General features: G+C 60.6%; 5 protein-coding genes. 4 read left to right on the top strand and 1 reads right to left on the bottom strand.

The genetic code is table 11. The features are described 5' to 3' along the window. On the top strand, positions 1–207 hold a 207-nt coding region (locus tag AC1XOS_RS21280; RefSeq protein ID WP_481964216.1), incomplete at its 5' end, for a hypothetical protein. On the opposite strand, the gene AC1XOS_RS21275 is transcribed toward AC1XOS_RS21280, so the two are convergent. Continuing rightward, the gene (locus AC1XOS_RS21275; protein WP_481964215.1) at positions 155–463 is read right to left on the bottom strand and encodes a hypothetical protein; all 309 of its coding nucleotides are present in this window, start codon (positions 461–463) and stop codon (positions 155–157) included. The two genes, AC1XOS_RS21280 and AC1XOS_RS21275, sit on opposite strands and share 53 nt — an antisense overlap. A gap of 119 nt (positions 464–582) precedes the next feature. On the opposite strand from AC1XOS_RS21275, the gene AC1XOS_RS21270 reads away from it, so the two are divergent. The 3 genes from AC1XOS_RS21270 to AC1XOS_RS21260 all read left to right on the top strand — a co-directional run bounded on the left by AC1XOS_RS21270 (position 583) and on the right by AC1XOS_RS21260 (position 3,414). Continuing rightward, positions 583–999, top strand: a complete 417-nt coding sequence (locus tag AC1XOS_RS21270; RefSeq protein WP_481964214.1) for a globin domain-containing protein — start codon at positions 583–585, stop codon at positions 997–999. 61 nt (positions 1,000–1,060) lie between these two features. Continuing rightward, a complete protein-coding gene (locus AC1XOS_RS21265) occupies positions 1,061–1,213 on the top strand; it encodes a hypothetical protein (RefSeq protein ID WP_481964217.1) in 153 nt (50 codons plus the stop codon). Between the two features lie 65 nt (positions 1,214–1,278). Then, entirely contained in the window at positions 1,279–3,414 is a 2,136-nt protein-coding gene (locus AC1XOS_RS21260; RefSeq protein WP_481964213.1) for a bifunctional rhamnulose-1-phosphate aldolase/short-chain dehydrogenase, read from the top strand. The last annotated feature ends 9 nt before the right edge of the window (positions 3,415–3,423 follow it).

Here is a 3,423-nt window from a genome sequence, read left to right as displayed (position 1 = left end):
GAGGCACCGCTGCTCTTGACACTGGCTCAGCTGGGCGCCGGAGGCTTGGAGGCCGAGTCGGACATTCGGCTTAAGGCCACCGAAGCCGCCGCGCTTCTAGAGCAAGTCGGTGAAGACCAGCGCATCACAGGCAAGCCGATCTATGTTCTCCGCATCACCGAATGGCGGTCTGAAACGCCGCAATCGCCGCCTCAGGACGATCCGTAAAGGCGTAGACCTCTAGTGATTTGTCGTAGAGCGCACGGCGCAAGATCAAGTGCTGGCGGCAGATGTTGTCGTGGTAGAGCAGGTCGCGAAATAGAGTGGGGTGCCGGAAAAATGCCGCGTCGTGTAACTTCGCCGCCGCCGAGCCGAAGCGCCAGCCAAACTCCCCGTCCGCGAGGAAAAAGTGCGCACACGGCGGCCCCTCAATCGGAGAACAATCCGTGCCGCAGTAAGGGCAGACCCAACCCGGTACAAGCACACCGCCAAAATACCGTAGCCAGGGACTCTCTGTCAAGCGAAGCCAAAACCCTCCCAAGAAAAAGTCGTGGCTCTTCAGCGATGCTAGGGGCTCTGAGCCGGTACAATAGGGAGAGAGCTATGGCACAGGAACTAATAGATAACCGGAGTGCTTGGGAGAAGCTGGGGGGAACCGATGGCGGGGCACCTGAGGCTTTTGCAACACTTGTGGATGCCTTTTATGATGGTGTGGTTGAAGATGCGCTTCTGCGCCCCATGTACCCCGCCGAGAGCGACCTCAAAGACGAGCGCGAAAACTTAGCCCTGTTTCTGATCCAGTACTTTGGTGGTCCGGCTCTCTACGCTGTCAAGCGCGGCCACCCTCGCCTGCGGATGCGCCACCAGCCCTTCAAGATTGGTCCTGCCGCCCGTGATGCCTGGCTACGGCACATGGAAGCTGCCCTTGTCGCCACCGAGGTTGTCGCACCTGTCGCCCCTGCCCTTCGTGCTTATTTCATCGAAGTGGCACACTTTCTCCAGAACTCAGACACAGACTAAGATAGGGGATATACTGGGCCACCCCCGAATGCCAGCGGTGGCCGGTGGGTGAAAGGTCCCGGTGAATACCATGGGCGATAAATCTCCGAAGTCAGTGGGCAAGAAGGCAGGCCAGAAGCAGGGCAAAGTCAATGCCGAGCAGCAGAAGCGCGATACCGCAGAAGCGGCACGACAAGCCGCCGCAGCTCCCGTAAAAGCTCCCACAAAGAAGTGAGCACTCTTAAACGCCCCTCGCGCTGTGCGCGAGGGGCGTTTCGTTTTTTTAGGTAGAATACTCCCATGACCTTGACACTTCTCTCTGACCTCTGGGATGACTCTTTCGCTACAACTCTCGACGAACCCGAGCTGCTGCGCTACCGCTCGAACTTACTGGGCTCCGACCCGCGTCTGACGAACTTTGGCGGGGGCAACACCAGCGCCAAAGTCCCGATGCCCGACCCCGTGACGGGAGAGACCGCGACCGTACTCTGGGTAAAAGGCTCCGGCGGTGACCTTGGGACGATCCAGCGCGATGGCTTTGCGACGCTCTACCAAGACAAACTCGAGGCACTGAAAACACGCTACCGAGGCGAGGCGTTCGAAGATGAAATCGTGGATCTCTACCCGCTCTGCGTCTTTGGCACCAACCCACGTGCCGCCTCTATTGACACCCCACTTCATGCCTTCCTGCCGTTTCGCCACGTGGATCATCTGCATCCCGACTGGGCCATTGCGCTGGCGGCATCGGCAAATGGGCCGGAGCTTCTCGAACAACTTCACGCCGAGACGGGCCTGCATTTAGTATGGCTGCCCTGGAAGCGCCCCGGCTTCGAGCTGGGTCTCTGGCTAGAGAAAGCCATCGCAGAGAACCCGAACTGCGATGGGATTATCCTCGGCTCGCACGGGATCTTCACCTGGGGCGACGAGGCAAAAAGTAGTTATCTCAATACCCTGCGCGTTCTCGATCTCATCGGGCAGTTTGTGCTCAAGCACATCCATGAAGAGACGCTCTTTGGCGGCCAAATCACCGAGACGCGCACGGATCGGCGAGAGCTTGCCCGCTTTGTTCTGCCCGCACTTCGGCAAGCCCCCTCCGCCCTCAAGATTGGGGGAACCCGAGCTGCGCACTTCTCGGACTCCGATGCCGTGTTGCGCTTTGTGAACTCTGCGGATGCCGCCGCGCTCGCCGAGAAAGGCACGAGCTGCCCAGATCACTTTGTGCGCACGAAAGTCAAGCCACTATTGGTGAGCTGGGACGCCAAAAACGGCACGGCGATCGAGCTACTTGATGCGATTCGGCTTGCCCTCCCCGGCTACCGCGCCGACTACGCGGCCTACTACGAGCAAAACAAAGAGCCCAGCTCACCTGCGCTACGCAGCGCCGAGCCGAGTGTCGTGCTGATCCCCGGTGTTGGGATGCTCAGCTTTGGCAAGAACAAGCAAGAGGCCCGCATCACGGGCGAGTTCTACACCAACGCCATCCACGTCATGGAAGGCGCGACATCAATGGGCTCCGGTATAGAAAACTACGTGTCGTTAACCCCACGCGAGGCGTTTCGGATCGAGTACTGGCTTCTAGAAGAGGCGAAGCTAAGGCGCATGCCACCCGAGAAAGAGCTGGCGCGACAAGTGGCGGTCGTGGTGGGAACGGGCAGCGGGATCGGGCGTGCGGTCGTGGATCGCCTGGTGAAAGACGGCGCGGTGGTGGTCTGTGCGGACATTAATCTGGCGCTGGCCCAAGAGACCGCCGCTCCCCATGGCGAGAGCGCCGTCGCCGTGGAGTGCAATATCACGGATCGCGCCTCGGTGCGAGCGGTGATGGACGCGGCAGTATTAGCTTACGGCGGCGTTGACACCCTGATCGCCGTCGCCGCCGTGATCTTCTCGCCCGACGACACAGGCCGCATCACCGAGGCTCAGTGGCGCACGACCTTTGATGTCAACACGCTCGGCAGTTATTTAGCCGCCGATGAAGCCATGATGGTCATGCGCGAGCAGGCAAGCGGCGGCCAAGTCGTGCTGATCTCCAGCGCCAACGGCGTCGTGGCCAAGCAAGGCAGCTTCGCCTACGATGCGAGCAAGGCCGCGCTCAATCACTTAGTCCGTGAGCTAGCCGTGGCTGGCGGCCCGAGCGGGATTCGCGTGAACGCTCTCTCGCCCGCATCGGTGGTCTCCGGCAGCCATCAGTTCCCAAGGGATCGCGTCTTAACCTCGCTGGCCAAGTACGGGATCACTTTTGACGAGAGTGAGGAAACCGAGGCACTCCGCGAAAAGCTCGCCGGGTTCTATGCCCAGCGCACCCTGCTCAAAAAGCGCGTCACTCCCGAGGCCGTCGCCGAAGCGGTGTTTTTGCTCGCCTCTCCCACGCGCCTGCCCCTCACCACCGGACAGTCGCTCCCGGTAGACGCGGGCCTCACCGAGGCTTTTTTACGTTAGCTTTAGCGG

It is taken from the genome of Armatimonas sp. (assembly GCF_964826245.1).
Note: the sequence above shows the minus strand (reverse complement) of the source record. Positions and strands in the feature narration are given on the sequence as shown.